The following is a 24,427-nucleotide window of genomic DNA, read 5'->3' on the forward strand; positions in this document are numbered from 1 at the left end:
GTCTCAGGCTTCCACAACCTGCGGTACCCACTGCTGCTGGGGAATCGGCAACTGGCAGGAGTCACCACGGCCCATTGGGAAATACTGGAAGCCTTTGCGTGCCAGGCGCTCGCCGTCGTACAAGTTGCGGCCGTCGAAGATCACTGGGGTTTTCAGGCGCTGGTGGATCAGGTCGAAGTCCGGTGCCTTGAACTGCTGCCATTCGGTGCAGACAATCAGCGCATCGGCGCCACTCAGGGTGGATTCGGGGGTGCCCATCAGCATCAGGCGCGGGTCATCGCCGTAGATACGTTGGGTTTCCTGCATGGCTTCCGGGTCAAAGGCGCGCACATTGGCGCCAGCGGCCCACAGTGCTTCCATCAGCACGCGGCTTGGGGCGTCACGCATGTCGTCGGTGTTGGGCTTGAAGGCCAGGCCCCACAGCGCGAAGGTCTTGCCACGCAGGTTGCCCTTGAAGAAGGCATTGACGCGCTCGTACAGCTTGCTCTTCTGGCGCTGGTTGATGGCTTCCACGGCTTCCAGCAGGTCGCTGGAGCAGTTGGCCTGCTTGGCGCTGTGGATCAGAGCACGCATGTCCTTGGGGAAGCACGAGCCGCCGTAGCCGCACCCCGGGTAGATGAAGTGGTAGCCAATCCGTGAGTCGGCGCCAATGCCCAGGCGCACGGCTTCGATGTCCGCCCCCAGGTGTTCGGCCAGCTCGGCGATCTGGTTGATAAAGCTGATCTTGGTGGCCAGCATGCAGTTGGCGGCGTACTTGGTCAGTTCGGCGCTGCGCAGGTCCATGAAGATGATGCGGTCGTGGTTGCGGTTGAACGGCGCGTACAGGTCGCGCATGACATCGCGCACTTCTTCGCGCTCGCAACCGATGATGATCCGGTCCGGGCGGCGGCAGTCGGCAACCGCCGAGCCTTCCTTGAGGAATTCCGGGTTGGAGACGATATCGAACTCCAGGTGCCGGCCAGCCAGGTGCAGGGCTTTCTCGATATGGGCGCGCAAGGTGTCGCCGGTGCCGACGGGAACGGTGGATTTTTCCACCAGGATCACCGGTTCGATACGATGACGGGCAACTGCGTCACCCACCGACAGCACGTACTTCAAATCGGCAGAACCGTCTTCATCCGACGGCGTACCCACGGCGATAAACAGCACTTCACCATGTTCGACGGCGAGTTTTTCGTCATAGGTGAAGTTCAGTCGACCGCTTTCCAGGTTCTCCTTGACCATCGCTGCCAACCCTGGCTCGAAAATGCTCACATGGCCCTGCTGCAGCAGCTTGACCTTGTTCTGATCAACGTCCATGCAGATGACATCGTGACCGACTTCGGCTAATACGGTGGCCTGCACCAGACCGACGTAACCACTACCAAATACACTGATTTTCATGGGGCATTCCTGGGGCTTGCAGCGCTAGCACGGCGAGAGTTGATAACCAGTACTCCGAGGATGACCAAGGCCACCCCCAGGGTTTTTGAAAGCGAAAAATGTTCGTTGAACACCGGCAGGCTGGCTGCCAGCAGGTACACCAGCGCGTAGCTGATGCTGAGCAGCGAATAGGCGCGGCCCAGGGGCAGGTGTTTAAGCGCGCCGAGCCAGCAGAGCATCGATAGCGCATAGGCGATGATCGCCAGGATCACTACGCCGAGGGCAGACAGGTCGATGGTGGTGGTGAGCCATTCGTTGGGCAGGGGCAGGCGCGTCATGCTCCAGCGCATGCCCAACTGGGCGGCGCTGACCAGGCCGACACTGCCCAGGGCCAGGGCAAAACCTTGCGCCCGGCTCATACCTGACGCCCCAGCAGCACGACACCGGCAATCACCAATGCCACGCCCAGCCAATGGCGGCTGTCGATGTGCTCTTTGAACACAAAGCGCGCCATCAGTGTGACCAGCACAAAGTTCAGGCTCAGCATCGGGTAAGCCACTCCGACCTCCAGGCGCTGCAGCACCAGCAACCACACCAGCAGGCCGAAGCCGAGGCACAGCAGGGCAGCCCACAGCCAGGGTGAACGCAGTTTCAGCGCCCAGCCGTCGGGCTGGTCGCGCCAGCTTTCCACGGCAAACTTCTGCGAGACCTGGCCCATGCAGGTGAGCAGGCAGGCGCTCAACAACAGCAGCAGGGTGATCATGGCGCAACCTGCGGGAAGATCAGAATCACAAGATTGCCTTGCTCAAAGCGCTGGCCGTCTTCAGGCAGTAACGCAACCTCGGCTATTTCATCCTCGCCTTTAACGCGCATCACCACGCCGACTACGCCTTTTTTACGCGCATCGCTCATCCATTGCTTGACCTGGGTCATGTCGACCTTGTGATGGGTGGCGTCCGGGTAGGCGAGGCCGTATTTCACTTCGCCGACGGTGTTATAGAGGGTGACGTCGGGGCGTTGCAGGCGCCATGCCAGGGCCGATGCCGCTCCCAGGTCATTGCTCAGCAACGCGGCAGACGGTTGAAGGGCCGGCAGGTGATCGATGATGAACTGGTCCGGGGTCTTGTTGTACACCACCGAATGGGGCAGCGCAGCCGGGGCCAACGCCACCAGCAGCCAGCTGCCAAGCACCGGTGCCGCCCACCATTTCAGCGGGCGCGCGGCTTGCAGCAGGTTGACGATGATCCAACCGAACAGGAAAACGAATACCAGCACCAGGCTCAGGGTTTCCTGGCCGTGCTCGTACACCGGTTTTTTCAGTTGAAGCCAGGTCAACGCCAGCAGCGCCACGACCCCGATCACCAGGTTCAGCCAGCCATTGATGCGCAAGGCGCGGTCGCGACCCTGAGCCAGTTTATCGGCCAGGGCGTTGCCCATCAGCAAGGCCAGCGGCAGCAGGCACGGCATGATGTAGGACGGCAGCTTGCCCTTGGCCAGGCTGAAGAACGCCAGCGGCATCAGCAACCACAACAACAGGAAGGCGATCCTGGGGGTGCGTTTTTCCAGCCAGGCCTGCTTGAGCGTAGCCGGCAGCAATGCCACCCACGGCAACGAGAAGGCTACCAGCAGCGGCAGGTAGTACCAGAATGGCTCGGCGTGCTGGGCGTCCTCGCCGGCGAAGCGCTGGATATGCTCGTGCCAGAAGAAGAAGTTCCAGTAATCCGGCTCCTGCGAGTGTACGGCCAACGCCCAGGGCAAGCTGACGACGATGGCCACGACCACGGCGACCACGCCGTAGCCGAGCAGCTCGCGAAAGCGTTTTTGCCAGATTGCGTAGGGCAGGGCGATCAGCACGGGCAGCAGCCACGCCAGAAAACCCTTGGTCATAAAACCCATGCCGCAGGCCAGGCCCAGCAATGCCCAGGCGCCCAGGCGACCGTTACGCGTGGTGCTATCGAAGCAGAACCACAGCGCCACGCCTGTCAGGTTGACCCAGAAGGTGAACTGCGGGTCCAGGTTGGCGTAACCGCCCAGGGCGGCGACGCTGACAAAGCTCATGTAGAGCACGGTACTGACCAGGCTCTTGTGCGGGTCATTCCACAGCCGGCGCGACACCAGGTACACCAGCAGGATGCTCAAGCCGGTGCTAAACGCTGAGGCAAAGCGTACGCCGAACAGGTTCTGCCCAAAGATCGCCTGGCCCAGCGCGATCATCCAGTAACCGGCGGCCGGCTTTTCGAAATAGCGAATGCCCATGAAGTGCGGCGAGGCCCACTTGCCGGTCAGCAGCATTTCCTGGCTGATCTGCGCGTAGCGGGTTTCATCCGGAATCCACAGGCCATGGGTGGCCAGCGGCAGCAGATAAAACACACCGAACGCCAACAGTAGCAGGGGCAGCGCCCAACGGCGGATCATGCCTGTTGCACTCCAAGCCAGCCCTCACGCCCACTCAGGGCGCCACGCACCAGGTGTTGCTGGGGCAGGGTGGTCAGGTCCGCGGGCAACAAGTCGCCCAGGGGTTTGAAGTCGATGCCGCGCTGCCCTGCCTGGGCCAGCAACTGGCGAAAATCATTGGCCATCAGAATCCCTTCTACTTCTGCGTGGATCGTGTAGACGTTCAGCTTCGACTCGGCAAAGCGGTCGAGGATGAAGCGGTTGAAGTCCTTGGCAGCCACCACCGGCCCGACGACTTCGTCGAAGGTCGGCAGGTCTACCGGAATTTGTGGGGTGCCCGCGCTGCCATCGGCCAATGTCGGTCGAAACAGGCTGGTGCCCCGGCAATCGCTGTTGTAGCGAAAGTTGAAGCCTTGCTTGGCTTGCACCACGCGTTCATCGGCACGCCAACCGGCCGCCGCTGAACAGTCGATGCGTTCACCGAGGATATCGCTGAGGGTGTCGACGCCACGGCGGATCTGCTCCACCAGTTGTGCCTCACTCCAGCGCCCGGTGTTGGCTTGCCAACCGTGGTGATCCCAGGCGTGCAGGCCGACTTCGTGCCCGGCGGCCTTGGCCTGGCGCATCAAGTGCCCCAGGTCACGACCGATCGGCTTGCCCGGCCAGGCGGTGCCGGCCAGCAAGATATCCAGGCCATACAGGCCTACGGCATTGGAACGCAGCATCTTCCACAGGAACTGCGGGCGGATGAGGCGCCACAAGTGGCGCCCCATGTTGTCCGGCCCAACACTGAAGAAGAACGTCGCTTTCACCCCGGCTTCATCCAGGGATTCGAGCAACCGCGGCACACCTTCACGGGTGCCACGGTAGGTGTCGACATCAATGCGAAGACCTGCCTGCATTACTTCTTGTCCGCGATTTCGAGCATGGCTTCTTTCAGGAAGAAGTCGAGGGTGTTGCCGATGGTCTCGCTCATCTCAACGGTTGGCTCCCAGTTCAACAGGCGCTTGGCGTTTTCGATGCTTGGCTTGCGGTGCGCCACGTCCTGGTAACCGGTGCCGTAGAACGCCTTGCTCTCTACGTCGCGGAAACCGGCGAACGGAGGGAAGTTGCTGCGCAGCGGGTGAGCTTCGAACTGACGCAGCAGTTCTTCGCCCAGTTGACGGATGCTGGCTTCGTTTTCCGGGTTGCCGATGTTGATGATTTGGCTATCGCAGACACCGTTGTCGTTATCAATGATACGGGCCAGGGCTTCGATACCGTCGGCGATGTCAGTGAAGCAACGTTTTTGCTCGCCACCGTCGAACAGACGGATCGGGGTGCCTTCCACCAGGTTCAGGATCAACTGGGTGATCGCACGGGAGCTGCCGATACGCGCCGAATCCAGGCGGTCCAGGCGTGGCCCCATCCAGTTGAACGGACGGAACAGGGTGAATTTCAGGCCCTTGTCGCCGTAGGCCCAGATGACGCGGTCGAGCAGTTGCTTGGAGACCGAGTAGATCCAGCGTTGCTTGTTGACCGGGCCGACCACCAGGTTGGAGGTGTCTTCGTCGAAGTACTGGTCCTGGCACATGCCATAGACTTCGGAGGTCGATGGGAAGATCACGCGCTTGTTGTACTTGACGCAGTAGCGCACCAGCTTGAGGTTTTCTTCGAAGTCCAGCTCGAACACGCGCAGCGGGTTGCGGGTGTATTCGATCGGAGTGGCGATGGCCACGAGCGGCAGGACGACGTCGCACTTCTTGATGTGGTACTCGATCCACTCGGTGTGGATGCTGATATCGCCTTCCACGTAATGGAAGTTCGGGTGGCTGCGCAGACGCTCGATGGCGTCGGAGCCGATATCCAGGCCGTACACCTCGTAGCGGTCGTCACGCAGCAGGCGCTCGGACAGGTGGTTACCGATAAAGCCGTTCACGCCCAGGATCAGTACACGGGTACGACGTGGCTTGCGGCCGGATTCGGCGCCGCGCAGGACGGAGCCGTCGACCAGGCCCAATTCGTTGGCCAGGGACGGGCCGGCCAGGTACAGGCCGTTGTCATTGCGCTGGCCGAACTTGACCACCAGGGAGTCTTCGCCGCAGGCGATGCGCAGCGGGTTGACGCTGATCACGCGGCCGGGCGCCAGGCCTTCGTTGCCCTTGACGACTTCGGCTTGCCACACGATCAGCTTGTGCTCGCCCACGGCGCAGAAGGCGCCTGGGTAAGGCTGGGTCACGGCACGCACCAGGTTGAACAGTTCTTCAGCCGGCTTTTTCCACTCCAGCTTGCCATCAGCGGCGGTACGGCGGCCAAAATAGGTAGCCTGGCTTTCGTCCTGGGCGGTTTCAGTCAGCTTGCCCGCGGCCAGTTGTGGCAGGGCATCGCGCAGCAGGTTGGTGGCGGCGTCACGCAGTTTGGCGTGCAGGGTCAGGCCGGTGTCGGTGCGCTCGATCGTGACTTTCTGCTGGGCGAGGATCGCGCCAGCGTCGGCACGCTTGACCATGCGGTGCAGGGTCACGCCGGTTTCGGTTTCGCCCTTGACCAGTACCCAGTTGGCCGGTGCGCGGCCACGGTATTTCGGCAACAGCGAACCGTGCAGGTTGAACGCGCCTTTGCTGGCGGTGGCCAACAGGGCTTCGCTGAGCAGGTTGCGGTAGTAGAACGAGAAGATGAAGTCCGGGTTGAGCTTGGCGATGCGCTCGATCCACAGCGGGTGGTTGGCGTCTTCCGGTGCATGCACCGGGATGCCGTTGCGGGCGCACAGTTGCGCGACGGAACCGTAGAAATTGTTTTCCTTGGGGTCATCGGCATGGGTGAACACGGCAGCAATGTCGTAGCCAGCCGTCAGCAAGGCTTCAATGCCAGCACAGCCAATATCGTGATAAGCGAATACAACGGCTTTTGAATTCATGACGAAACCTGATCGGAAGGAGAAGTAGTGGTGGTATGGGAGGACGCCAGGCCGTCGACGACGACCACGGGTGCCGGTGCTGCCGGTTGGTTGCGCAGCACTTTTTCAATAAAGAACCGAGGGCGGGCGCGCACATCGCTGTACATGCGGCCCAGGTATTCACCCAAGAGGCCCATGCCGATGAACTGGCCGCCGGTGAACACGAAGAGCACCGCAAACAGCACGAAGGTGCCATCACCGGCCCATTGGGCACCGAAGGCCAGGCGCAGGATGATCAGCGCAAATGCGAACAGCCCGCCCAGGCCCGCCAGGCAGAAGCCGACAATAGACAGCAGGCGCAGCGGGGTGGTGGTCATGCACGTCAGCAGATCGAACATCAGGCTGATCAGGCGCATGGCACTGTATTTGGATTCGCCGTGCTCGCGCTCGGCGTGGTTTACGAGGATTTCCGTGGTGTGGCGGGCAAACCCGTTGGCCAGGATCGGGATAAAGGTGCTGCGCTCGCGGCAGGCAAGCATGGCGTCGACGATGGTGCGGCGGTACGCGCGCAGCATGCAGCCGTAGTCGGTCATAGCCACACCGGTGGAGCGTTGCACGGCCAGGTTGATCAGGCGCGAAGGCCAGCGGCGGAAGGCCGAGTCCTGGCGATTGTTGCGCACGGTGGCGACCACGTCGTAACCCAGGGCGGCTTGTTCCACCAGGCGCGGGATTTCTTCCGGCGGGTTCTGCAGGTCGGCGTCGAGGGTAATCACCACGTCGCCGCGGCACTGCTCGAAACCAGCCATGATCGCCGCATGCTGGCCGTAGTTGCGGTTAAGGATCACCGCCACCACGTTGCTACCGTCTTCTTCGGCGGCGTTTTCCAGCAACTGGGCGGATTTGTCACGGCTACCGTCATCCACCAGGATGATTTCGTATTCGTAGGCCAGTTGCTTGCAGGCTGCGGTGGTGCGACGCAGCAATTCAGGCAGGCTCTCTTGTTCGTTGTAGACCGGAATAACGATCGACACACAATGAATAGGGTAGGGTTTCAAAGATTCATGACCTCGGGGTTAGATCAGCTTGGTGCGTGAAAACAGCAGCAATCAGTGGGCGAAAATGCAGGCAACTGATCAAAAGGCAGTGGGGTGCGTGGTGTTCATTCAACGTCCTGAAGGCTGACCGTGTGTTCTTCCTAAGTGAACTGGAGTAAAGACCATTTCGCGCAAAGGTAAAGGGTAATCAACTAGTTAGTCCGTAAAGCGCGGTTTGCTCTCAAGTCCGTGAACCCAAGATTAAGCGTAAAAATGTTGTACGAATATGAAAGCCTGATGAAAAACTCGTTTATTTGACAGGTAGACAGCTAGGGTTCAGCTAGGTACCTAACGTGTTGAGCCGTGCGGTAAATCCGCGAAATAGACGCGTGTTGGCCGCTGATGGGAGCCTGCAGGCAAACAACGGCTTCTACCGCGGAATTTATTCAACAATCTTCTCTGCATTGCCGCTCAAGTGCCGGTAAAGTAAGCCATCTCTTGCCAGGGTACTCGGATGAATAGCGTGCAGCTTTTGCGTGGCCAGTTGCGGCCCGCGTTGATGGGCTTGTTGATGACGATGGCGTGTATCACGACCGTGCGGGCCGATGAGGGGGTGGCGCTGACCCCGGTCACCCAGGTGCCGGAGGGCGTTGAAGTCCGTGGTAAGCAGGTTGCCGCCTATACATGGGACGACCGTCAGGGCAAGAACCTGCTGGTGCTCGCCGAACAACTCAATGAACGCGAGGACGATGGCACCCAATCGGCATTTGTCTATGCAGCCCAATACCTGATCGATGGCGACCGCCCCAAACGCATGTGGATGCTCTACGACGATGTACAGCATTGTGAGTTCGACGCGGCGTTGCACTTCGACATGGCTGCGACCAAGGTCACCGACCTGGCCGGCGACGGCCTCACCCAGGCTACCGTGGGTTACTCGCGCACCTGCACCAGCGATGTCAGCCCTAACGAATTCAAGCTGATCATGCATGTGGGCAAGTCGCAGAAGTACCGTTTGCGCGGTGTCGACCGCTACGGCGCCAGCTGGTGGGACGAAGAGGCCGGCGCACTGCGCGGCATGCCGTTGCCCAAGGACTGCAGCGTAGCCGGGCAACAGGCGCTGGTCAGCCAGTATAAGGAGCAGGGTACCGAACTGCCGTTGCCGGGTTGCTATACCGACGAGAAGGATTTTGCCAAGGCGCCGGAGAACTACCTGACGTTCATGCGCCAGCACTGGTTTGCGCTGATGCAGAAGCAGGATGCCGAGTGGAGCCAGTCCCAGACCCTACCTCAGCCTCAGGAACCCACCGAGGATGACGAAACGGCCCCGTGATGTGGCAGGCGGGCGGGTCCTGCGTTAGACTCGCCCCTCGCCATTCACTAAATACCTCGATTTAACAATGACTTGATCGAGGTATTTAATCCAAAGGCTGATCTACCTTGACTGAGTCTATCCGCAATCCACTGACCCTCTATCTCACTCGCCTGGCCCCCTCCAGCCAATTGACCATGCGCTATGTGCTGCAAGACGCAGCCGACCGCCTGGGGTACGAGGACATCAACCTCGAAGACATTGACTGGCACCTGCTGCAACCTGAACACGTGATCGCGCTCGTCGCTGCCTTGCGCGAGGACGGCTATGCCCCCAATACCTCATCGTTGTATGTGAACGCGGTGCGGGGGGTGATGAACGAAGCCTGGCGCATCAGCCTGATCAGCCAGGAGCATCTGTTGAAGATGCGTTCGGTCAAGGCGACTCCTGGCAGCCGCCTGGGCCAGGGGCGCAACCTGCGACGCACGCTGATCCGCGAAATGATGGAAGTCTGCGCCGCCGACCCGCGCCCCCAGGGCCTGCGCGATGCCGCTGTGATCGGCATCCTCTACGGTTCAGGTATGCGCAAGTCGGAATCGGTCAACCTCGACCTGGGGCAGATCAATTTCCAGGAACGCAGCTTGCGGGTGATCGGCAAGGGCAACAAGGAGCTGGTCAAGTACGCGCCAGACTGGGCTTTCGCCAAGTTGCAGGCCTGGCTGGCGTTTCGCCGCGAACAGCTCAAGGAAGGTGAACAAGACGATACCTTTCTCTTCAACCGCATCCGTCGGGGCAGCCATATCACACGCGAGCGCATCACCAAGCACGCGATTTACTACATTGCCCGTCAGCGCGGTGAGCAGGTCGGCGTGAAGATCATGCCCCACGATTTCCGCCGCTCGTTTATCACGCGGGTGATCGAAGAGCACGACCTGTCGATCGCACAGAAACTGGCGCACCACACCAATATCCAGACCACCGCCAGTTATGACGTGCGTGACGACAACGAGCGGCGGCGGGCGGTGGACCGGTTTGATTTGTAAACGATCAGCGCACTGTTCAACCGTGTGGGAGGGAGCAAGCCTCTCCCACCGGGTAATGTGCAGGATCAGAGGATCGGTTTACCGCCGGTGACGGCGTAACGGGAGCCCGATATGTAGCTGGCTTCGTCCGAGGCCAGCAGCACATAGATCGGCGCCACCTCTACCGGCTGCCCAGGACGGCCCAGCGGCGTTTCGCTGCCAAAACTCTGCACATCTTCATCGGGCATGGTCGCCACGATCAACGGCGTCCAGATTGGGCCGGGTGCGACGCTGTTGACGCGAATACCCTTGCTGCCCATCAACTGCGCCAGGCCACCGGTGAAGTTGGCTATCGCGCCTTTGGTGGCGGCATAGGCCAGCAACGTCGGCTTGGGCATGTCGGAATTGACTGAACTGGTGTTGATGATCGAACTGCCGGCCTTCATATGGGGCAGGGCAGCCTTGCAGATACGAAACATCGCGGTGATGTTGATATCGAAGGTCTTGACCCATTCTTCATCCTCGATTTCTTCGAGGGTTTCGTGGGTCATCTGGAAGGCAGCATTGTTCACCAGCACATCGATGCGACCGAACTGTTCGACAGTCTTGTCGACCAGCGCCTGGCAGTTGGCCTTTTGCGCGATGTCGCCGGGCAACAACAGGCACTGGCGACCGGCTTCCTTGACCCAGCGTGCGGTTTCACGGGCATCTTCATGTTCGTCCAGGTAGGCGATCGCCACATCGGCGCCTTCGCGGGCAAATGCGATGGCCACGGCGCGGCCAATACCGCTGTCGGCACCGGTAATCAGGGCGATTTTATTCGCCAGCCGGCCTGAGCCCTTGTAGCTCTGCTCGCCGCAGTCGGGGTACGGGTCCATTTTTTTCTGGGAGCCGGGTACCGATTGGGCTTGAGGGGCGAAAGGCGGGCGAGGGTAGTCGGTCATTTCAAACTCCGTAGCTGTTTAAGGGTGCTATGGAATTAGGTGTTTGCCCGCCCGCGATAGTTGTAATGGATGCCTTCCAGGCCCGACGAATGGTTACGGCGAAGGCAGGCCACTGGAGCGCAAGTGTGCCGGCAGACGGCGCAAGGTCCATAAAGTGGTGAGCATTGCGGCCACGGCACACAGCGCGATACCGAGTAGCATGGGGGCCGGGGTGTGGTCTGCAAACAACCCGACCAGGGTCATGGACGCGGCCGCGGTGATCATCTGAATGGCACCGAGCAGGGCTGACGCAGAACCGGCCACCGCGCCATGATCCTCCAGGGACAGCACCCCGGCGGCCGGCAACAGCAAGCCGAGAAAGCCAAAACCGATAAACAGCAGCGTCATCATCAAGGCCAAGTGGCTGCCCCACAGCGTGGTGGCGGCCAACACGAGCATGACCGCCGCTACCGCCACCACCGACCAGCGAATCAACGGCGCCAGGCCAAAGCGTGCGCTCAGGCGTGCGGTGAGTTGGCTCATGGCAAAGAACGAGGCCGCGTTCAGCGCAAAGCACAGGCTGAATTGGGTCGGCGTCAGGCCGAAATACTCGATATATACGAACGGTGCGCTGCCGATAAACACGAAGAACGTCGCCAGGCCAAACCCGCACACCACCGACAACCCGGTGAACACCGGGTCGCGCAGCAGGGCGCCGTAGCTGCCGAACGCGCTGCCCAGGGTCTTGCCCAGCCGGCGTTCGGCGGGGTGGGTTTCGGGCAGTTGCACGATGGTCATCACCAGGCAGAGCAGTGCCACCACGGCAAGTACCACGAATACCTCGCGCCAACTCCAGAGCGAGATGACCAGGCTACCGGCCAGCGGGGCCAGGATCGGCGACACACTCATCACCAGCATCAGCAATGCCATCAGGCGCGCGGCCTCATGGCCGGTGTACAGGTCGCGCACAATCGCCCGGGGAATCACCATCCCGGCACACGCACCAAAGGCCTGAACCGCGCGAAAACCAATCAATACTTCAATGCTCGGCGCCAAGGCACAACCGATACTGCCCACGGCGAAGATCAACAGGCCGGCGTAGATCGGCAGCTTGCGCCCGAATACGTCGCTGATCGGGCCATAGAACAACTGGCACACACCAATGATCATGAAGAACACCGTGAGGCTCATCTGCACTGCCGAAGGCGAAGCGCTCAGGCTGGCACCCAAGGTCGGTAGCGCGGGCAGGTAGATATCGATGGCGAAGGGGCCGACGGCGGTGATCAGGCCCAACAGCACGGCGAGGTGGGCGATACGTTTGGGCATGGCAGTTCCGGGCGAAGCAAAGGCCGATCAGCTTAAAGAACCGCTTCCCTGCAAACAAGCCGCTGCACCGGCTTTGAGGTAAACCGCGCAGTTGCTCGAACTTAGGCTTCAATAACATAGAGCTTCAGCCGATAACGTGTTCAGTGATGTTCAAGCGGTAGGGCTACCAACCGGCGGTCCAGGCTATGGGGAAAACCAGCATGACGATCAAACTACGCTTGATGTTGTTGATTGCGACCGGGTTGATCACCGCCCTGATCATGAGCCTGGCCAGTTATCTGGGGAATAACCAGATGAGCGATGCCGTGCGGGACAACGAGGTCAGCATGACGGTGCTGCGCAACCATATGGAAGCCGACATGATGCACGACGCCCTGCGCGCCGACGTGTTGTCGGCCATGTTGGTGGGGTTGGGCAAAAGCACCAGCACCAAAGCCGAGGTCACTGCCTCGCTGAACGAGCATGCCGAACACTTCCGGCAGGTATTGGGAGATAACCTCAAGCTGCCGCTGGATGACACGCTCAAGGCCGCCCTGGAAAAAATCAAACCGAGTCTCGACACCTATATCAGCGCCAGCGAGCGTATCGTCGCGCTGGCCTTGGAGAATCCAGAGGCTGCTCGTGCCGATCTGGGCGCGTTCAACAGCATTTTCAGCCAGTTGGAAGAACAGATGGCGACCTTGAGTGGCCTGATCGAAAACAACACCCAACAAACCGGCAGCGAGACGCGCCAGACTATCAGCAACGCCAACTTCACCCTGGGCGCGGTATTGATTGCCAGTCTTTTGCTGCTCCTGGCGCAAGGGCGCTGGGTCACCCTGAGCATTATGGGGCCGTTGCAGGCCGCCAGCCGTATCGCCGACAGTATTGCCCATGGCAACTTGAGCGAGCCGATTATCGAGCCCAAACGCAAGGACGAAGCCAGCGCGCTGATCCGTAGCCTCGCCACAATGCAGCGGGATTTGCGCGGCATGATCGAAGTGGTGCGCAGCAATGCCCAAGGCGTCAATGGCATGAGCGAGCAACTGAGCCATGGCTGCCATCAGGTGTCAGGCAGTAGCCAACAGCAAAGCGCCGCCGCCAGTACCATGGCCGCAGCGGCGAGTGAAATGACCGCCAGTATTGAGGAAATCACCCGCCATGCCGGACGAGCCCTGACCATGGCCAACCAGGCGCAAGCCTTGGCCACCGATGGTGGGCGGGTGATTCACCAGGTCGTCAGTGACATGGACGGCATTGCCCGTTCAGCGCAGCAGTCGGCCTTGGTGATCCGTACACTGGACAAGGAATCCGAAGCGATCTTCAGCATTATCCAGGTCATCAAGGGGATCGCCGACCAAACCAACCTATTGGCCCTGAACGCCGCGATTGAGGCCGCTCGCGCCGGTGAGCAGGGGCGTGGTTTTGCGGTGGTCGCCGATGAAGTGCGCAGCCTGGCCGGACGCACCAGTGCATCCACCCAGGAAATCGCCAGCATGGTCGGGCGTATCCAGCAAAGCACCCGGGAGGCGGTGACCAGCATGGAGGAGGGCGTCGCCCAAGTCGATAAAGGCATGGCGGTGACCGCTGACGTCGAGCGCGCCATCCGCGAAATTCTGCAGGCCACCCTCAATACCACGGAACTGGTGAACGATATTTCCCGCACCATCAGCGAGCAGAGCCTGGCCAGTAATGAAATTGCCCATCAAGTGGAGATGATCGCGGGCATGTCGGAAAACAATACTCGGGTGATAACACAAACGGCCTCGACGACGGATGAGTTGTCCTTGCTGGCAGGTGAGCTCTCACAGTCAGTCGATCGTTTTCGCCTTTGATGGTTTTTAATGTAACTTATTGATTTAACTCAACTAAATAGTCATTTAGTTGAGTTGGGTAACGTCAGGAAACTGAAGGCTGGGCGAGGGCGGTTGTTCTTCGCTCGCTGATGCGCTCGACCGTTTCCATATGCTCCGTCCCCCAGGCGCACAGCGCGCCCAGCGCAGTGGCCAGGGATTGCCCGAAAGGCGTGAGGGAATACTCGACCTTGGGCGGTATCTCCTGAAAGTCCATACGCGCAATGATTTCGTCGCGCTCCAGTTCTTTCAATTGCTGGATCAATACCTTATCGGTCACACCGCCAATGGCGCGTCTCAATTCGCCGTAACGGTGAACATCCTTCGCCAGATGATAAAGAACCAGCGGTTTCCACTTCCCGCCGATGACTGCAAGGGCCGCGTCGAGCCCGCAACTGAAAGCGTTATTGGCCATGATCGTGCTCACTGATGGGTACTTACCAAAAGGTGCATACTATTCAAATTAAAAGCGCGGATCTACAGTTGGGCCACAACTTTTCTTGGGAAACCATCATGAACAGGCTCATCGGAAAAATTGCAGTCATTACCGGCGGGAACAGCGGCATCGGACTGGCCGCTGCCATACGTTTCGCTGATGAAGGTGCACAGGTCGTTGTCGTGGGACGCCGTCAGGCGGAACTGGACAAGGCGTTGCAGCTCATCGGCCACGACGCCGTTGCGATCCAGGGCGACATTTCCAGGCTGGACGACCTTGAGCGTATTTTCACGCAAATCAAGGCAGACAAGGGGCGGATCGACATCCTGTTCGCCAATGCAGGGCTTGGGGATTTCCAGCCCATTGGATCGATCACTGAAGAGTCTTTTGACCGCACGTTTGGTATCAACGTCAAAGGTACATTGTTCACCGTGCAAAAGGCCTTGCCGCTGATGAGCGCGGGCGGCTCGGTGATCCTGACCGGCTCGACGACGGCAAGCATGGGGACACCGGCATTCAGCGTGTATAGCGCCACCAAGGCGGCGCTGCGTAATTTCGCCAGGAGCTGGGCGCTGGATTTGAAAGGCACGGGCATACGCATCAACGTGCTTTCGCCAGGACCGATCTCGACACCTGGCCTGGATTCGGCATTGGCCACAACGGGCCAGGCTGATGCGATCGTCGACGGTATGATCACGCAGTTGCCACTGGGCCGCATCGGCAAGCCGGAAGAAGTTGCCGCCGCGGCATTGTTCCTGGCTTCGGAAGAAAGCAGCTTTATGACCGGGAGCGAAATGTTCGTGGATGGCGGTTTCGCTCAGGTTTGAGACGACGCAGTTTTGGCCGATGGCCAAGAGGGGTTTTGCCTGCTGAAATCCGGTGGGCATTGTCCCTCAATACGTAACATCGTATTACGCATAATGTATATTATGTTAAACTAGATGCTATGTTAGAAATGTTCATGAGGCTCATAAGGTGTGACGCCTGATGAAAAAGTAGAAAATGACTGATTAAAAAAAATACCAAGATATCAGTGAGATGCAGCATTCTCCGCTGTCAAGGTTTCCCTTGCCCCCCCTCGTTAACGGTTAAAAAAGGAGAATCCTGATGAGGCTTTTGCCTGTTTAAAAAGCCTAAAAAGAAGACTAAATACTGTGCTATTTTTCAAGAGTACTCGTGACTTCCTTTTAGACCAATGGGATCGTCAATGTCAAAAGTCATAGACCCTCGGCCTGTCCTTGCTGGTCCCGAAAGTATGTCTCTCGATCTCGGGCTGTACTACGCTCGCTACCCCTGCATCGAAGCCTTCCTCAGTAGTCTCTCCGCTAATCTTGATGTAGAAACGGACTTAAAATGCGCTATCCGCTTTCTTGCATATCATAGTCACCCGCTTGGAACCTTTAATAATTACCGAACATTCGTTGAACGTTTGCTCCTATGGAGCTGGATTGTCGCCGAAAAAACTGTACTGACACTAGATAAAGAGACGTTTACGAATTTTATTACTTTTTGCAAGATGCCACCTTCAAATTGGGTTGGATTTTCTACAACCGCTAGATTCGCTCAAGTCGATGGTAATTCGGTTTTCAATGAATCATGGCGGCCTTTCAATATTCGAGCATCTAAAGATGTAGGGGCGCGCAGCCCTAAAGTGGAAACCTTGCGTTTCATTCGTAGCGTTTGTAGTTCATTTTATGGTTTTCTCTGCGAGGAAGATGTGATAGCGATAAATCCAGCTATATCATCACGAACTTTCTATGGAAGAGGAATGCGCGCTACTTACCCTGTGGAACGATATTTAACTTCCGAGCAATTAGGTCAGGTTCTGCAAGCGCTAGAATTTCATGCGCTGGGTGATCCTGCTGGTGAGCGTGCTCTTTTTATAATAGCAGCAACGACTCTTATGTGTTTGCATGCTGCAGACCTTGCAAATGCTGATAACTACTGCCCATGCATGAATTGCTTTGTTCTAGACGATGCCAGATGGTGGTTGATACTAGAGGCGCCAGGTCGGCTGCTAAGGAAAGTTGAAGTCACTCCAGAGTTCCTGCCCTACTTGAGACGCTATCGAAAAAGCCGAGGACTACCCCCGTTCCCAGAGCAGAACGAAGAAATCCCTATCTTGGAGGCTAGTCACGGGCGCCCCGGTCTTTCCGTGCGACAAATACGAAGCATTGTTAAAGAAGCGCTTATGAAAGCTCATGCAAGCATTACTTCTACAGACAAAGGCGGTGAGCACTGGAATATCCTGCTTGGTGGCAGTATGCGTTTTTTGAAAGAAAGCGGCGCAAAGATTCGTGCGCAAAGCTTCCGCCCTGCCGAGTTGCAGAAATATCTAGGCATTTTCAGCTTGGCTTATACCTATGGAAGGTATTATGGTTGATAGAGCGTTCCCCGCTAGCTTAAATTCCTGGCCTATAAGCTTCTCTGGCGGGACGCCCGGCAGACTCATTTCTCCCATTTAAAAATCCGACTCCAATCGTAACTGCATGTTATTAAACGTATTATTTGTAAGGATCATGGGGTTACAGATTTTAAGAAGGACAGCGAGGATTGATCGGAGAAATCTAAGCAATATCCGATAATCACCAGACCCGGATATTGCTCTATACTACGCTGAAAGACCGATATAGACGCATTCGCCCAGGTTGAACCACTTCATGTCGCAGCATCCCCAGCCGCTTTTCGAGACCTTTGATCGCTTCCACGAACTCAACTTTCTTCACCTCAATGGCGAGCTTCCAGCGGTTCGGGACTTCCTCCATGGTTGTGCCGATGAGCTCCAGGCCGTCGAGGGCTATCGCGCCGTTCGGGGATTTCTGAAGTCCTACGCCGGCAACGAAGCCACGTTCAACTCCTATCGAACCCACGTCGAGCGGCTGCTGCTCTGGTCCCTACTGGTGGCTGTCAAGCCCCTTGTTGAACTGCGTCGCCGGGACGCCGAGGCCTTCATGGAGTTCTGCCTCAACCCGCCCGCCGACTGGATAGGTCCGGTCGTAAAGTCCCGCTTCCTGCGCGTGGGTGGTCGCAAGAAGCTCGACACGGACACCTACATCGTCAATTTGCAATGGCGACCTTTCAGTCACACTGTGGCCAAGCGCGAACGCAAGATTGCCGAAGAGGCCGTTGCCGCCCTTCCCTCCCGTCCCTACCGCTTGTCCCAGGGATCGGTGGCTCAGGTATTCGCAGTCTGCGGCAGCTTCTTCCAACACGCGATTGATGAGGGTCTCACCGAGGTGAACCCCTTCCGGGCGGTAAAACAGAAATCCATCTACAAGCAACGCAACACCTTGGATGTGGCGTCACGTTCCCTGACTCCGCTGCAGTGGAGCTACGTGATCGAGACTGCCGAGCAGATGGCCGCGACCGACCCGACACACGAACGCACTCTGTTCATCGTTGCGACTCTGTTCTCCATGTACCTGCGAGTCTCCGATCTGGTCGGGCGTGACAACTGGACGCCTACCATGGGCGACATCCGCCGCGATAGCATGGGCAACTGGTGGTTTCATGTGGTGGGCAAAGGCAACAAGGCCGCCAAGATCAGCATCCGCGACGAATACATCCAGAACTACCTGATACGCTATCGCCAGCATTTACAGCTCTCCCCCCAGCCATCTGCCCACGAGAAAACACCGTTGATCAGTTCCCTGAAGGGGCGTGGTGGGCTATCTGATCGACATATTCGCCTGCTGCTCCAAGGGCTATTTGATCGCGCTATGGGGCGTATGGCTGAGGAAGGCTGGAGCGATGACGAAATAGACCAGTTGCGTTCAGCTTCACTGCATTGGTTACGCCACACCTCCGCAACCTTTGATGCACCATATCGAGAGATGAAGGACCTCCAGGCTGACCTTCGTCACAATAGTCTCAGCACTACCCAAAATACGTACTACAACTCGCTGGACGAACAACGGGCACACTCGGTGAAAAGCCTTCCAATCAGACGTTAGACGCCCATTAAACACACACTTGTTTAGCCATCGCGCATAGCTTGAGAACGAGAAAATTTTCCTTGGCTCAGGTGATGGGTGAGTTATGCAACCAGCGCATGCTCGACCTCGACTCGCGGACATGCCATCTGCTTGCTGGCGCGTTTCTGCGCCAGCAAGAAATCAGGAGGTCGCGCTTCCGTCGTCATTGAAAAAGTCATCACGGGAGATGCGTCCGAAATCGCTGAGGTCTTGGTCTTACTGGTCTTCAGCGACCGTCTCGAAGATCGTCGATCATTGCAGCCTTCGTGCTGTACTTGGCTCCGAGATGTACCAGCCTCTCGATGTTCGCGGCAGTGAAGAACTGGTGGCCGGCAGCGATGACTCTCTGTGCTTTGATAATCCCGTGCAGGACTTCACCCACCCATTTCGCAGGCTGCGATCTTCAGGCGTTGGGGTTCGACAAGGCCCGGTCTCATCGTACGGGGCGTCCTGATTATGATCCGGCTAATCTGCTCAAGATCTGTCAGTACGGCTACGTGCAGCGCAACCGTCACGTTCATTGAAAAGTATGGATGTGATGACCGGCGCCTCAGCACCTGCTAACCATCGAGTTGGCAGCCGCTTCGAGTCTCAAGGCTTTCTCATGATCCAACGCCTAGCCTAGGATCCGACTACGCACAGCGGATCGGCATCTATAGCAGCCGAGACCATGGTGGTTCCATATGCCGGTTGCGAGCGGTCAACCAGAGCACCACACCCGACATGGGTGCGGTGCTCAGTTCCTGATAGCAGTGGATCAGCCGGCAGTCGATTCCAGAGGTTTCTCCATCAGCGTGCAGACCTGACCCGGCCGGTGCCAGAGAAAACCCATAATGGCGGCGGCGCCCACCAGCCCCGGCAGCGCGAACGCCAGAAAGCTCGCCTGCAACGGCAGTTGCGCGGCGTGCAAAGCTCCGCCCAGCAACGGGCCGATGATGGCGCCAATACGGCCAATTCCCATCGCCCAGCCCAGACCAGTGGAGCGGATATGCGCGGGGTAAAATTGCACGGCGCAGGCATTGGCGAGGATCTGCGTACCGATAGTGCAGGCCCCGGCCACGCCGATCAGCAGGTAGAGCACCGGCAGCGGTGACTTCAGCGCCAATAGACTCAGCGACAGCGCACCGGTGGCGAAGAACGCCAGGAGTACCCGACCCAGGCCTATGCGATCTCCCAGCCAGCCGCCGCCGATTGCCCCGAAGATGGCGCCGAAGTTCAGCACCAGCAGGAACGCCAGGCTGGAGTTGAGGCCGTAGCCGGCAGCGTTCATAAGCTTCGGCAGCCAGGAACTCAGGGCGTAGACCATCAGCAGGCAGCAGAAGAAGGCCACCCAGAGCATCAGCGTTTTCAGTGCGCGACCATCCTGGAACAACTGGGAGATGGCCACCTTGCCCGCCTGCCCCTTTGCCAGATTGAGCCGGTCGTGCATTTTGGGCACGTAGTCGGGCTCTGCCCTGGCCAGCAGCTCTTTGGCGCGTTCGACCTCCCCCTGGCGCAGCAGGAAGTTCAACGACTCCGGCAGCTGGCGCACCAGCAACGGCAGCACCAGCAGCGGTACAACCGCCACGAAGAACACCGATTGCCAGCCCCAGCTGGGCATCAACGCCATGCCCAGACCCGCAGAGAGCATGCCCCCCACCGAGTAACCGCTGAACATGATCGCCACCAGGGTGCTGCGGATTTTCTTCGGCGCGTACTCGTTCATCAGCGCCACCACATTGGGCATCACCCCACCGATACCAAGCCCGGCGAAAAAGCGGCAAATGGCAAACTCCTCGGGAGTGCGCGCGAATCCGTTGATCACGGTAAAACCGCTGAACAGGACCACACAGGTCATGATGGTCTTGCGGCGCCCGATCCGGTCCGACAGTGGGCCGAAGAACAGTGCACCGAGCATCATGCCCACCAATGCGCAGCTGCCTAGCAGACCGGCCTGCAGCGCAGAGAGGTTCCAGGCTTGCATCAGCGACGGCAGCACCACGCCGTAGATAACCAGATCATAGCCATCGAAGATAATGATCAGCGCGCACCAGAACAGCACGCGCCCGTGAAAGGTATTGAAGCGGGCCCCGTCAAGCAGGGCGGAAACGTCGATATCACGCATGGCATAGCTCTTCTTGTCATTGTTATAGAGCCGGAACCGGCATCGAGGCCGATTCCGGTAGAACGACGCGCAACTAGGCGCAGTGGCTCAGGGCTGTCCAACCTAGTCGAGCGCGGGCATCTCGCACGTCAGCGTCGAGGTCGTGGTTCCACAACCAGTCGAAGCGGCTAGCCAAGGTAGCTCCCAGCGCCTGTTTGTCATCACCCACTGCCGGGTCACGCAGTTCGTAAAGTTCACCGGCTTCCCAGGAGGTACGCTGCACGCGGCAGGCACGCGGGCGGCGCAAGGCGTCGTAGGCAGCCAGCAACTCATCGAGGTTGCCGCGACTCACCTGAACATCTCCCAGCAGGCGGGCGAGGAAGTAGGCGTCCTCGAGCCCCTGCCCTGCCCCGGCGCCCTGGTGCGGCAGCATCGCGTGGGCGGCATCGCCGATCAGCGCCACACGGCCGTGGACATAACCAGGTAGCTCGGCGAGGTCGTGCAGAGCCCAGTAGGTTGGCGAGGGAATGCACTCCAGCAGGATTCGCGCAGCATCGCCCCAGCCGACGAAGGCGTCGAGCATCTCACGCTGGCTGGCCTGACGAACCCAGGGCGAATTCTCGGGCCAGGTGGGCGCGGGCTGACTGCGGTCAGATACGAAGGCCACCACGTTGATGATGCGCCCCCGCTTAACCGGAAAGGTAAGGATGTGGCCATCCAGGCCCAGGTACATCTGCGGCACGTCCACCAAGTGCTCGTCAACGCCAGCGGCACGGTAGGCCTCGCGCAGGTGCAGGCTATCGATCATGCCACGGTAGGCGCAGGTACCACTGAAGCGCGGCACGGCGGGCGGGGCCCCGATACCCTCGAGGACATGGCCACGAATAGCCGATTTGATGCCATCGGCGGCGATCAGCAAGTCACCGCGATATTCACTACCGTCGGTAAAGCGCACACAGGCCTCATCGCCGTGCTGCTCCACGCCCACGGCGCGCTTATTGAATCGGGCAATGCCCTCCGGCAGTCGGCTGGCGAGCACGTCGAGGAAATCCGCCCGGTGCACCGAAGACTGCCCCACGCCAGGAGCCACGCTCGCGCCAATGTAACCGGCGTCGACGCTGCGGCGCCATTCGAACCACACGTCCTGCCAGGGCTCGGGGGTGCGATCGGCAACCTGGGCGTAAGGCTCTGCAATGCCGAGACCGGCAATGGCTCGCACCGCGTTAGCACCGAAGGAAACGCCCGCTCCCACCTCACCGAAGGCCGGTGCGGATTCGAAGAGCTGGACGTCGAGATGGGAATGGCGGCACAGATCCAGTGCCAGGGCGACGCCGGAAATACCGCCGCCGATGATGCCGATACGCAGGGCAGGCTTGGTGATCATGTTTGTACCCATGATGTTGTTGTTGGAGTGAAGTCATCATGGGCGCACGAGAAATATTGATAAATACCGCAGCCTGCATACAAACTATTTCAAACCTGAATATTCCTACCAACCTATGAGGCAGACCATGGACCTGCGCGACCTGGATCTGAACCTGCTAGTGGTGTTCAACCAGTTGCTGATCGACCGCCGCGTCTCCACCGCCGCGGAAAGCCTGGGTCTGACCCAGCCCACCGTGAGCAACGCCCTCAGGCGCCTGCGTACAGCCCTGCAGGACGACCTGTTCGTGCGTACCTATCAGGGTATGGAGCCTACCCCCTACGCCCAGCAACTTGCTGAGCCAGTGTCGCTGGCCATCCATACCCTGCGCGAGGCGCTGAGTCGCCAAGACAGTTTCGACCCGCTAACCAGCGAACGCACCTTCACCATCGCGATGACCGATATCGGTGAAATCTACTTCACCCCGCGCCTGATGGATGCCCTCTCCCGCCTGGCACCAGGCTGCCGCATCAGTACCGTGCGCAACACCTCCGTATCCCTGATCGAGGCGCTGCAGAGCGGCACCGTCGACCTCGCCGTAGGCCTGCTGCCACACCTGCAGGCAGGCTTCTTCACTCGCCGTCTGTTCCATCATCGTTACGTATGCATGTGTCGCAAGGACCACCCCGTCACCAGCGAGCCGCTCACGCTGGAGCGCTTCTGCGCTCACGGTCATGTGCGGGTCATCGCCGCCACCACCGGCCACGGCGAAGTGGACGCACACATGGCGCGTCTGGGGATAGAGCGGGACATCCGTCTCGAAGTGCCGCACTTCGTCGCTGTGGGCCATATTCTCCAGCGCACCGATCTGCTGGCCACGGTACCCGAGCGCTTTGCCGAGTGCTGCGTCCAGCCCTTCGGTTTGGTGGCCCTGCCCCACCCCGTGCAGCTACCGGAAATCGATATCAACCTGTTCTGGCACGCCAAGTATCACCGAGACTCCGCCAACCGCTGGCTCAGGCAACTGATGTTCGAGCTATTTGCGGACTGACGGCGCCCGAAGTGCCTGACAGCCCATTGCCTGCCATGAGGGATCGGGCTGACTGCCGAGTCCTGCGACGGACTCAATACACGCAGCTCTCGCCCTGGCGCAGATACACCAGGGTATGGATCTCGCCGTGTGAATCCTCATAGACCATGGTCGCCTCGCCCACCTCACAGCCCTGAGGCATCTCGATCGAAATGACCCTGGCGACATCCATGGCCTGGCCATAATGGTATGGCTGCGCATCGTCGGCGACTGCCCACTGAGCGACAAGTGTCACGCCGATCATCCAGTATCTTGCTTTCATGCTGCACCTCGTAATGACTCGATGAGCATCAGCTTAAGGAGTGGTTCCGGCAAGAAACAGCGAACTCCAGGCAAGGTAGTTTTGCCTTTAGCGTAATAATCGAAGAGCGCTAAGCGACAGGGCATCAACCCTGGCCACACCGGTTTGCTCCCAGGGTCACGCCCAATAGGTGGGGTTTTCCACCAGGGTTCGATTACCGCGGAATACCAGGGGTAATTGCTCCTTGAGGAACTCCACCCAGGTTCTCACCTTGGCATCGAGAAAGCGCCGCGACGGGTACAGCGCATAGATACCCCGCTCGTGCAGGCGATGTTCGGCCAGCAGGCGTACCAGTCGGCCCTGTGCGAAGGCCTTGGCCGCTATCAGGTCCGGCAGTACGCAAATACCCATACCCTCTCCTGCCGCCTGGGCCATCGCCTCGGCGACGTTGACCTGAAATGTTTCTCCCAGACGGATCGCCCGCTCGACGCCGTTGTCGGTAAAGGTCCAGCTGTCGCCAAAAACCGGGTCGAGCAGGCGCAGGCAGCGATGCTGGCTCAGCTCGTCGAGAGTCATCGGAATACCGTGCTGCCCCAGGTAGCTCGGCGCCGCACAGACCACGCTGTAGGTAGTGCCGAGCAGTTGAGCGACCAGTTCGGAGTCGGGCAACTCCCGGGCCAGAGTAATGACCACATCCTGCCCCTCCTCGAGCAGGTCAGGGTGGCGCTGGGAGAGCGTCAGCTCAAGGTTCACTTCCGGGTAGAGCTCGCTATAGCGGGCGGCCAAGGGTGCAAGTAGATGGGTGCCCAAACCGGTGATCGCGTGCACCCGCAGGCGCCCCCTGGGCATCAGGTAGGCACCACCGGCCTCGGCGCCAGCGTCTTCCAGCTCGCTGAGAATATGCCGACAGCGCTCCAGGTAACGGCTGCCTACCTCGGTCAGCCCCAGCCGGCGGGTGGTACGTTGCAGTAGGCGTGCCTGCAGATGACTTTCGAGTTCGGACACCTGCCGCGACACCTGCGCGGTGGACAAGCCCAGCGTCTGTGCAGCAGCCGTGAAGGTGCCCGCGTCCACCACGCGAGTAAACACCCGCATTGCCTGAAAAACATCCATCTGACTGTTACCTATTTAGTAAGTGTTCTTTGCATAAGACGGCTATTTTT

Annotated in this window: 21 protein-coding genes; 7 read left to right on the forward strand and 14 right to left on the reverse strand. The window is 59.2% G+C overall.

The genetic code is table 11. The annotated features are described in order from the left end of the window. Window positions 1-3 precede the first annotated feature (3 nt). The 7 genes from P2T68_RS17920 to arnC are packed head-to-tail and all read right to left on the reverse strand — an operon-like array spanning window position 4 to window position 7,683. Window positions 4-1,383, reverse strand: coding sequence for a UDP-glucose/GDP-mannose dehydrogenase family protein (locus tag P2T68_RS17920; RefSeq protein ID WP_024075402.1), 1,380 nt, complete (start codon window positions 1,381-1,383; stop codon window positions 4-6). Next, on the reverse strand, window positions 1,380-1,781 hold the full coding sequence (gene arnF / locus P2T68_RS17925) for a 4-amino-4-deoxy-L-arabinose-phosphoundecaprenol flippase subunit ArnF (protein WP_024075403.1): 402 nt from the start codon (window positions 1,779-1,781) through the stop codon (window positions 1,380-1,382). Before arnF ends, P2T68_RS17920 begins: the two co-directional genes overlap by 4 nt. Then, window positions 1,778-2,125: a 4-amino-4-deoxy-L-arabinose-phosphoundecaprenol flippase subunit ArnE gene (arnE, locus tag P2T68_RS17930; RefSeq protein ID WP_024075404.1), complete on the reverse strand. Its 348-nt coding sequence runs from the start codon at window positions 2,123-2,125 to the stop codon at window positions 1,778-1,780. Before arnE ends, arnF begins: the two co-directional genes overlap by 4 nt. Next, a complete protein-coding gene (gene arnT / locus P2T68_RS17935; protein ID WP_277377960.1) occupies window positions 2,122-3,777 on the reverse strand; it encodes a lipid IV(A) 4-amino-4-deoxy-L-arabinosyltransferase in 1,656 nt (551 codons plus the stop codon). The genes arnE and arnT overlap by 4 nt, the downstream gene beginning before the upstream one ends. Beyond that, the gene (gene arnD, locus P2T68_RS17940; protein ID WP_024075406.1) at window positions 3,774-4,658 is read right to left on the reverse strand and encodes a 4-deoxy-4-formamido-L-arabinose-phosphoundecaprenol deformylase; all 885 of its coding nucleotides are present in this window, start codon (window positions 4,656-4,658) and stop codon (window positions 3,774-3,776) included. The genes arnT and arnD overlap by 4 nt, the downstream gene beginning before the upstream one ends. Beyond that, window positions 4,658-6,649: a bifunctional UDP-4-amino-4-deoxy-L-arabinose formyltransferase/UDP-glucuronic acid oxidase ArnA gene (arnA, locus tag P2T68_RS17945; protein WP_024075407.1), complete on the reverse strand. Its 1,992-nt coding sequence runs from the start codon at window positions 6,647-6,649 to the stop codon at window positions 4,658-4,660. The genes arnD and arnA overlap by 1 nt, the downstream gene beginning before the upstream one ends. Further along, window positions 6,646-7,683: an undecaprenyl-phosphate 4-deoxy-4-formamido-L-arabinose transferase gene (arnC, locus tag P2T68_RS17950; RefSeq protein WP_024075408.1), complete on the reverse strand. Its 1,038-nt coding sequence runs from the start codon at window positions 7,681-7,683 to the stop codon at window positions 6,646-6,648. Before arnC ends, arnA begins: the two co-directional genes overlap by 4 nt. Window positions 7,684-8,176: 493 nt before the next feature. Between arnC and P2T68_RS17955 the strand changes: the two genes are divergently transcribed. Next, window positions 8,177-8,995, forward strand: a complete 819-nt coding sequence (locus P2T68_RS17955; RefSeq protein ID WP_024075409.1) for a hypothetical protein — start codon at window positions 8,177-8,179, stop codon at window positions 8,993-8,995. Between the two features lie 107 nt (window positions 8,996-9,102). Further along, window positions 9,103-10,017 carry a tyrosine-type recombinase/integrase gene (locus P2T68_RS17960; RefSeq protein ID WP_024075410.1) on the forward strand — a complete coding sequence of 305 codons (915 nt, stop codon included), beginning with the start codon at window positions 9,103-9,105 and terminating at the stop codon, window positions 10,015-10,017. Between the two features lie 65 nt (window positions 10,018-10,082). Here P2T68_RS17960 and P2T68_RS17965 read toward each other — a convergent pair whose 3' ends face one another. Beyond that, a complete protein-coding gene (locus P2T68_RS17965; protein WP_277377961.1) occupies window positions 10,083-10,940 on the reverse strand; it encodes an SDR family oxidoreductase in 858 nt (285 codons plus the stop codon). Window positions 10,941-11,033: 93 nt separating this feature from the next. Then, window positions 11,034-12,245 carry a multidrug effflux MFS transporter gene (locus P2T68_RS17970; protein ID WP_168232655.1) on the reverse strand — a complete coding sequence of 404 codons (1,212 nt, stop codon included), beginning with the start codon at window positions 12,243-12,245 and terminating at the stop codon, window positions 11,034-11,036. A gap of 200 nt (window positions 12,246-12,445) precedes the next feature. Between P2T68_RS17970 and P2T68_RS17975 the strand changes: the two genes are divergently transcribed. Next, window positions 12,446-14,059, forward strand: coding sequence for a methyl-accepting chemotaxis protein (locus P2T68_RS17975; protein ID WP_041161205.1), 1,614 nt, complete (start codon window positions 12,446-12,448; stop codon window positions 14,057-14,059). 64 nt (window positions 14,060-14,123) lie between these two features. Here the strand turns inward: P2T68_RS17975 and P2T68_RS17980 are convergent, their stop codons facing one another. Further along, window positions 14,124-14,492 carry a helix-turn-helix domain-containing protein gene (locus P2T68_RS17980; protein ID WP_024075414.1) on the reverse strand — a complete coding sequence of 123 codons (369 nt, stop codon included), beginning with the start codon at window positions 14,490-14,492 and terminating at the stop codon, window positions 14,124-14,126. 98 nt (window positions 14,493-14,590) lie between these two features. Between P2T68_RS17980 and P2T68_RS17985 the strand changes: the two genes are divergently transcribed. The 3 genes from P2T68_RS17985 to P2T68_RS17995 all read left to right on the forward strand — a co-directional run bounded on the left by P2T68_RS17985 (window position 14,591) and on the right by P2T68_RS17995 (window position 18,466). Next, a complete protein-coding gene (locus P2T68_RS17985) occupies window positions 14,591-15,340 on the forward strand; it encodes a glucose 1-dehydrogenase (RefSeq protein ID WP_041161206.1) in 750 nt (249 codons plus the stop codon). A gap of 428 nt (window positions 15,341-15,768) precedes the next feature. After that, entirely contained in the window at window positions 15,769-16,896 is a 1,128-nt protein-coding gene (locus P2T68_RS17990) for an integrase (RefSeq protein WP_073663301.1), read from the forward strand. A gap of 277 nt (window positions 16,897-17,173) precedes the next feature. Further along, entirely contained in the window at window positions 17,174-18,466 is a 1,293-nt protein-coding gene (locus tag P2T68_RS17995) for an integrase (RefSeq protein ID WP_028688854.1), read from the forward strand. 778 nt (window positions 18,467-19,244) lie between these two features. On the opposite strand, the gene P2T68_RS18000 is transcribed toward P2T68_RS17995, so the two are convergent. After that, window positions 19,245-20,591 carry an aromatic acid/H+ symport family MFS transporter gene (locus P2T68_RS18000; protein WP_023629719.1) on the reverse strand — a complete coding sequence of 449 codons (1,347 nt, stop codon included), beginning with the start codon at window positions 20,589-20,591 and terminating at the stop codon, window positions 19,245-19,247. Between the two features lie 73 nt (window positions 20,592-20,664). Then, window positions 20,665-21,954, reverse strand: a complete 1,290-nt coding sequence (gene salA / locus P2T68_RS18005) for a salicylate 1-monooxygenase (protein ID WP_024075419.1) — start codon at window positions 21,952-21,954, stop codon at window positions 20,665-20,667. A 127-nt stretch (window positions 21,955-22,081) separates the two neighbouring features. Between salA and P2T68_RS18010 the strand changes: the two genes are divergently transcribed. After that, window positions 22,082-22,984: a LysR family transcriptional regulator gene (locus P2T68_RS18010; protein WP_023629248.1), complete on the forward strand. Its 903-nt coding sequence runs from the start codon at window positions 22,082-22,084 to the stop codon at window positions 22,982-22,984. Between the two features lie 73 nt (window positions 22,985-23,057). On the opposite strand, the gene P2T68_RS18015 is transcribed toward P2T68_RS18010, so the two are convergent. Together P2T68_RS18015 and P2T68_RS18020 are read right to left on the reverse strand one after the other, a co-directional pair. Then, window positions 23,058-23,285, reverse strand: coding sequence for a DUF2790 domain-containing protein (locus tag P2T68_RS18015; protein WP_023629249.1), 228 nt, complete (start codon window positions 23,283-23,285; stop codon window positions 23,058-23,060). A gap of 156 nt (window positions 23,286-23,441) precedes the next feature. Continuing rightward, window positions 23,442-24,377, reverse strand: a complete 936-nt coding sequence (locus tag P2T68_RS18020; protein ID WP_023629250.1) for a LysR family transcriptional regulator — start codon at window positions 24,375-24,377, stop codon at window positions 23,442-23,444. Window positions 24,378-24,427 lie beyond the last annotated feature (50 nt).

The sequence above is a fragment of the Pseudomonas sp. G11 genome (assembly GCF_029457515.1).
Lineage (GTDB): Bacteria > Pseudomonadota > Gammaproteobacteria > Pseudomonadales > Pseudomonadaceae > Aquipseudomonas > Aquipseudomonas gorinensis.

Coding starts and splice junctions, on each gene's coding strand:
- P2T68_RS17980 (WP_024075414.1), bottom strand. CDS start 14,492: ATGGCCAATAACGCTTTCAGTTGCGGGCTCGACGCGGCCCTTGCAGTC.
- P2T68_RS17975 (WP_041161205.1), top strand. CDS start 12,446: ATGACGATCAAACTACGCTTGATGTTGTTGATTGCGACCGGGTTGATC.
- P2T68_RS18010 (WP_023629248.1), top strand. CDS start 22,082: ATGGACCTGCGCGACCTGGATCTGAACCTGCTAGTGGTGTTCAACCAG.
- P2T68_RS18015 (WP_023629249.1), bottom strand. CDS start 23,285: ATGAAAGCAAGATACTGGATGATCGGCGTGACACTTGTCGCTCAGTGG.
- arnT (WP_277377960.1), bottom strand. CDS start 3,777: ATGATCCGCCGTTGGGCGCTGCCCCTGCTACTGTTGGCGTTCGGTGTG.
- salA (WP_024075419.1), bottom strand. CDS start 21,954: ATGATCACCAAGCCTGCCCTGCGTATCGGCATCATCGGCGGCGGTATT.
- P2T68_RS17955 (WP_024075409.1), top strand. CDS start 8,177: ATGAATAGCGTGCAGCTTTTGCGTGGCCAGTTGCGGCCCGCGTTGATG.
- P2T68_RS18020 (WP_023629250.1), bottom strand. CDS start 24,377: ATGGATGTTTTTCAGGCAATGCGGGTGTTTACTCGCGTGGTGGACGCG.
- arnD (WP_024075406.1), bottom strand. CDS start 4,658: ATGCAGGCAGGTCTTCGCATTGATGTCGACACCTACCGTGGCACCCGT.
- P2T68_RS17990 (WP_073663301.1), top strand. CDS start 15,769: ATGTCTCTCGATCTCGGGCTGTACTACGCTCGCTACCCCTGCATCGAA.
- P2T68_RS17995 (WP_028688854.1), top strand. CDS start 17,174: ATGTCGCAGCATCCCCAGCCGCTTTTCGAGACCTTTGATCGCTTCCAC.
- arnA (WP_024075407.1), bottom strand. CDS start 6,649: ATGAATTCAAAAGCCGTTGTATTCGCTTATCACGATATTGGCTGTGCT.
- P2T68_RS17920 (WP_024075402.1), bottom strand. CDS start 1,383: ATGAAAATCAGTGTATTTGGTAGTGGTTACGTCGGTCTGGTGCAGGCC.
- P2T68_RS18000 (WP_023629719.1), bottom strand. CDS start 20,591: ATGCGTGATATCGACGTTTCCGCCCTGCTTGACGGGGCCCGCTTCAAT.
- P2T68_RS17965 (WP_277377961.1), bottom strand. CDS start 10,940: ATGACCGACTACCCTCGCCCGCCTTTCGCCCCTCAAGCCCAATCGGTA.
- arnE (WP_024075404.1), bottom strand. CDS start 2,125: ATGATCACCCTGCTGCTGTTGTTGAGCGCCTGCCTGCTCACCTGCATG.
- P2T68_RS17970 (WP_168232655.1), bottom strand. CDS start 12,245: ATGCCCAAACGTATCGCCCACCTCGCCGTGCTGTTGGGCCTGATCACC.
- P2T68_RS17985 (WP_041161206.1), top strand. CDS start 14,591: ATGAACAGGCTCATCGGAAAAATTGCAGTCATTACCGGCGGGAACAGC.
- arnF (WP_024075403.1), bottom strand. CDS start 1,781: ATGAGCCGGGCGCAAGGTTTTGCCCTGGCCCTGGGCAGTGTCGGCCTG.